The organism is Mesorhizobium sp. M7A.F.Ca.CA.003.01.2.1 (assembly GCF_003998945.1).
GTDB classification, from domain to species: domain Bacteria; phylum Pseudomonadota; class Alphaproteobacteria; order Rhizobiales; family Rhizobiaceae; genus Mesorhizobium; species Mesorhizobium ciceri.
This window is the reverse complement of sequence record NZ_RZRA01000442.1, coordinates 1-4,559: the sequence shown is the minus strand read 5'-3', so window position 1 is coordinate 4,559 and position 4,559 is coordinate 1. Positions and strand designations below refer to the sequence as shown.

7 protein-coding genes are annotated in these 4,559 nt (G+C 61.3%); 5 read left to right on the top strand and 2 right to left on the bottom strand.

The features are described 5' to 3' along the window. Both EN969_RS18250 and EN969_RS18245 read left to right on the top strand, forming a co-directional pair. Positions 1 to 314, top strand: a 314-nt coding sequence (locus EN969_RS18250) for an NTP transferase domain-containing protein (RefSeq protein ID WP_164758330.1), incomplete at its 5' end; no start/stop codon positions are given. 32 nt (positions 315 to 346) lie between these two features. Beyond that, entirely contained in the window at positions 347 to 1,237 is an 891-nt protein-coding gene (locus EN969_RS18245; RefSeq protein ID WP_063167829.1) for a phospholipase, read from the top strand. 27 nt (positions 1,238 to 1,264) lie between these two features. Here EN969_RS18245 and EN969_RS18240 read toward each other — a convergent pair whose 3' ends face one another. Further along, on the bottom strand, positions 1,265 to 2,317 hold the full coding sequence (locus EN969_RS18240) for a DUF1176 domain-containing protein (RefSeq protein WP_063167830.1): 1,053 nt from the start codon (positions 2,315 to 2,317) through the stop codon (positions 1,265 to 1,267). 138 nt (positions 2,318 to 2,455) lie between these two features. Between EN969_RS18240 and EN969_RS18235 the strand changes: the two genes are divergently transcribed. Beyond that, positions 2,456 to 2,962 carry a DUF1993 family protein gene (locus tag EN969_RS18235; protein WP_063167831.1) on the top strand — a complete coding sequence of 169 codons (507 nt, stop codon included), beginning with the start codon at positions 2,456 to 2,458 and terminating at the stop codon, positions 2,960 to 2,962. A 61-nt stretch (positions 2,963 to 3,023) separates the two neighbouring features. On the opposite strand, the gene EN969_RS18230 is transcribed toward EN969_RS18235, so the two are convergent. Next, positions 3,024 to 3,188 carry a hypothetical protein gene (locus tag EN969_RS18230; protein ID WP_023810361.1) on the bottom strand — a complete coding sequence of 55 codons (165 nt, stop codon included), beginning with the start codon at positions 3,186 to 3,188 and terminating at the stop codon, positions 3,024 to 3,026. 309 nt (positions 3,189 to 3,497) lie between these two features. Here EN969_RS18230 and EN969_RS18225 point away from each other — a divergent pair, with 309 nt between their 5' ends. Both EN969_RS18225 and EN969_RS18220 read left to right on the top strand, forming a co-directional pair. Continuing rightward, a complete protein-coding gene (locus EN969_RS18225) occupies positions 3,498 to 3,953 on the top strand; it encodes a hypothetical protein (protein ID WP_127419288.1) in 456 nt (151 codons plus the stop codon). A 113-nt stretch (positions 3,954 to 4,066) separates the two neighbouring features. Continuing rightward, positions 4,067 to 4,559, top strand: a 493-nt coding sequence (locus EN969_RS18220; protein WP_206525176.1) for an aldo/keto reductase, incomplete at its 3' end; no start/stop codon positions are given.

Below are 4,559 nucleotides of genomic sequence, written 5' to 3'. Positions count from 1 at the left end.
CCGGTGTGATGATCGCGCTCGGCGACATGCCCGATATCACGTCCGACGATCTCGACAGCTTGATCGATGCGTTCCGCAAGGGCGGCGGCAATGCGGTGGTCCGCGCTTCGCATGACGGCAAGCGCGGCAATCCGGTGCTGTTGCCGCGTTCGCTGTTTCCGGCGATCGCCCATCTGGAGGGCGACACCGGTGCACGCCATCTGGTCGAGACCGAAGGGCTCGATGTCATCGATGTCGAGATCGGCGCGGCGGCGTCTGTCGATGTCGACACGCGCGAGGCGCTGGAAGGCGCCGGCGGTGTGCTGCAGGATTGACAAACCCAAGCCGAATTACGCATGCGTTGGGTATGTCTTTTCGCCGCCAAATTTTCTGTGCCTTTGCAGTCACGACCGCGTTGCTGTCGTCGGCCGCGCAAAGTCAGACGCTGTCCCTAAAACCCTTCAAGGACGATCTCTTCGCCTATCCGCCCACGCTGTCGTCCGACAGCAACGGTGCCTACACGGTCATCGACTACCGCGAGATGCGCGACATCAACCAGCGTGACCAGGTGCCCGAGCGGCGGGTGAACGCCCAATATACCGACGCCAGCGTGCGCAAGGTGCAGCAGGATCTGTTGCTGAAAACCGACGCCGGCGATATCAGGCATTTCGCCGTCGGCAAGACCGAGGGCGCCGGCATCATCGTGCTTTACCTGCACGGGCAGGGCGGCAGCCGCAAGCAAGGCGTCGACGACTTCACCTTCGGCGGCAATTTCAACCGGCTCAAGAACCTGATGGCCAGCAATGGCGGCCTCTACCTTAGCCCGGATTTTACCGATTTCGGCGACAAGGGAGCAGCGCAGGTGGCAGCGCTGATCGGTCACTATGCCGACCGGTCGCCAGGCGCGAAGATCTTCGTTGCCTGCGGATCGATGGGTGGTGCGCTGTGCTGGAAGCTTGCCGCGCGCAAGGACATGGGCGGCCGCATCAACGGCCTGCTGCTGCTCGGCTCGCTATGGGATGAGAGCTTTTTCACCAGCCCAGCATTCAAGCGCCGTGTGCCGGTCTTTTTCGGCCAGGGCAGTCACGACGTGGTCTTCCCAGTGGCAAATCAGGAGGCATTCTTTCGCTCGATCCTGGCCAAATCGAAGACTTACCCGACCCGTTTCGTTCGTTTCGAGACCGGCACCCATGGCACCCCGATCCGCATGACCGACTGGCGCGGCACGCTCAACTGGATGCTGTCGAAGTCGCCCTGACAGGCTGCCTGCAAGCCCGTGTGACGCTCAAGGCGCAGTGTTGTAGTCGACGACAGTCTCGGGATTTTGCTCGCCGTCATATGATGCATCGACGTCGTACTGGACCAGCGAGAAATTGCCGTTGCGGAACAGATACGTGCCGGCGTCGGAAGCATCGCCGACCCCGCGCCACTTGTTGAACGTGGTGATCGTCTGGGTGGCCTCGTCATAGTCGGAATTGACCGCCCAGCCGGACGTCTGGAAACCGACGATGCTCATGCCCAGCAATTTGCCGTTGCTGTCATTGTTCTCGTAGCGGATGTCCATCTTGGGTTCGGCGAATTGCAATTGCTGCACGGCCGATGTCTCGTCGGTCATATAATAGACCGAGCTTTCATTGTAGGCGGCGGCCGAGCAGGAAAAATGGAACAGCCGCGTCTCCTTGTCGGGGTCGCCGGGCTGCGCATCCTTGTCCTTGTATTTGATTGAAAAGACCGTCGGCTCGTCGGCCAGGAACTGTTTGTCGCACTGGCCGCCATAGGTTGCCAGAAACGCCTTCTTTGCCTGCTCCAGCGCAGTGTCCTTCTTCGGTGGCGGCGGCCCATCGCCGCAGCTTGGCGGCAGCGCCTCCTCGAAATCGGCGGCGGAGGGTTTCAGTGCCCCCTTCTCGATGTGGATCGGATCGAAGGGTGGCTCCGCCTGGATCTGGGCATTCACCTGGCGCAGCGTGTAGCAGCCCGCAAAAACCTTTTCGCCGCCGCTCTTGTCGGTGGCGCGGATGGCGATGGGCACGTTGTAGAAAATGCTGCCGGCCGCCCCTTCGTCGGAAACCGCCCCGGTCAAGACCTCGACCTTGTCGGTGCCGTCATAGCCCTTGACGAAACTGTCGAAATCCTTTGCCGGTTTTGTATCGCCGAAATACCCCCAGGCGCGAGCGAATTCGTGCCGGCTGATGGCGCTGTAGAGCGAACGCACAACAGCATCGGCGCTCGACCGGTCGTCGACATAGGGCGTTTCGCGGGCATCTTCGGCTGCCAAGGTCGTTTGACCGATCGGGGCAAGGGAGAGAAAGGCAGTCGCTGCGAAAAGGGCGCATCTCATCGGGAACCTCCGCTCGATAAGAGGATTCTACGACGGCGATTGCGGCAACGTGGTGACGCGGCGTCGGCGGCCTTGAAAAATCCTGCACGAAGGCGCTACGTCGCGTCCGCCGGCGCTGGGCCGGGCAGGAGATTTGACGTGACGATATCGATGTATGAGGCATCCGTGCCGGTGTTTTCGGCCAGGCTGAAAGCGCTTTCCAATGTGCTTGCGACCGCCGAACAGAATGCGCTGGACCGCAAGATAGACCCGCAGGTTTTTCTGACGGCGCGGCTGGCGCCGGACATGTTCGCCTTGACCAGGCAGGTGCAGATCGCCACCGATCATGCCAAGGGCGCGCCGTCACGGCTCGCCGGCCGCGAAGTGCCGAAATACGAGGACAATGAGGCGAGTTTTGCCGATGTCCAGGCTCGCATCACGAAGACGCTCGACCTTCTCGCGACATTTTCGGCTGCCGAATTCGACGGCTCCGATGACAAGATCATCGAGCTGAAGCTTGGTGGACGCGAAAGCTCGATGCCCGGCCTGCAGTATCTGCTGCATGTGGCCATGCCCAACTTCTATTTCCATCTCACCACGGCTTACGACATCCTTCGCCACAATGGCGTACCGTTGGGCAAGGCGACGTTCCTGGGATCGCGCTAAGGAATTGAATTTTTTGGAGGTGTCCCGGACCGATCCGGGACATCCTGAACACCGGATGCAGCTAGCGAATGGACATTTCGCGGGCGATGCGGGGGAAGTCGGCCGGCTTGATCCCTATGTCGGCGCGGTCGGCATTGCTCATCGAATGAAGCAGCGCGAGCGCCGAGCGGTATCTCAGATGTTCCTGTGGCCGAGGCCGGGCGAACATTTCAGTGAAGAAACCCATGATTCAAGCCCCAAATTGGTCCTCCACGGCTGCCAATATAGGTGAATCGTGACAATTGTGCAGTGCAGCATTTGCATACCTGCCATGTCTTGGCGATTTTTTTCGCCATTTTCCGCAACCGGGTGAAACTTTTGCTGACGCGCATCGTAGCCTCGAATGCTGGCTGCATGGCTGCCACGAGGCGACGGCTAAATTCATTGAGATCGGTGCCATGCATTTTTAACGAGCCGGTTCTATGCTTCGATACCCGAATGGTCGGGCGAGGGGGAGGCTGACATCGCTACTGGCGCCAAGCGGGATTTCGCTTCGTTGCTCGACGACCTCTTCATCGCCCCCGACAAGAATGGCGAGGGCGAAGAGGCCGGCGCTCGTCCATCCATCCCGTTCGACTATCTTTCGGTGGCCGATGAACTCCATTCCGGCCGCATCAAGGTTTCCGCTGCCGAATATCGCGAGGCGGGCGCGGATCTGGCGACCGAATTCGCCGCTTTGCTCGATCATGCCAAGCTGGTTCTCGCCGCCGAAGAGCCAAAGCCCGAGGAAAAACTGCCGCCGATCGATCCCGAAGCCATCGCCGTCGAACTCGGCCTCAATCAGCCCAAGCAGGTCGCCGATTTCGGCCGTATGCGCCGCAGCTTTGCCTTTGCCAACCATCCCGACCGCGTCGCCCCACATTTGCGCCAGCGCGCCATGATCCGCATGCAAGTGGCCAACATGCTGATCGACGAGGCCAAGCGTCGTGCACTGGCCGGTGCTCGCCGCTAACCCGGCTGGTTCACGCAAAAGTCGGCCTGGCGAGGCTTGGAGAGCGGCTCTGCTTTGCCTATAGATGCGGCTCCTCCGCGCAGTCGCGCCAGCCTTCCTCCGGAGCCGAATCCATGCACAAACGCCGTCTCGGTCGGACCGATCTTCTTGTTACCCAGATCTGCCTGGGCTCCATGACCTGGGGCCAGCAGAACACCGAGGCCGAAGGCCACGCCCAGATGGACCTGGCTTTCTCGCGCGGCGTCAATTTCATCGACACCGCCGAGCTCTATCCGATCCCGCCCAAGGCGGAGACGCAGGGGCGGACCGAAAAGATCATCGGCAGCTGGATGAAGGCCAAGGGCAACCGCGACAAGGTGATCTTGGCCTCGAAGGTCGTCGGCCGCACGGCCAACAGCTGGTTTCGCGGCGACAGGCCGTCGCAACTGGTGCGCGCCGATATCTTTGACGCCATCGACAAGTCGCTGACCAAGCTCGGCACCGACTACATCGACCTCTATCAGATCCACTGGCCGGAGCGGGATATCCCCTGGGGCGCCAACCCGACGCGCGTCGGCGCCGTGTCGCCGCGCGCCGATTCCGTCGGCGCACCGGCCGGCGAAACGC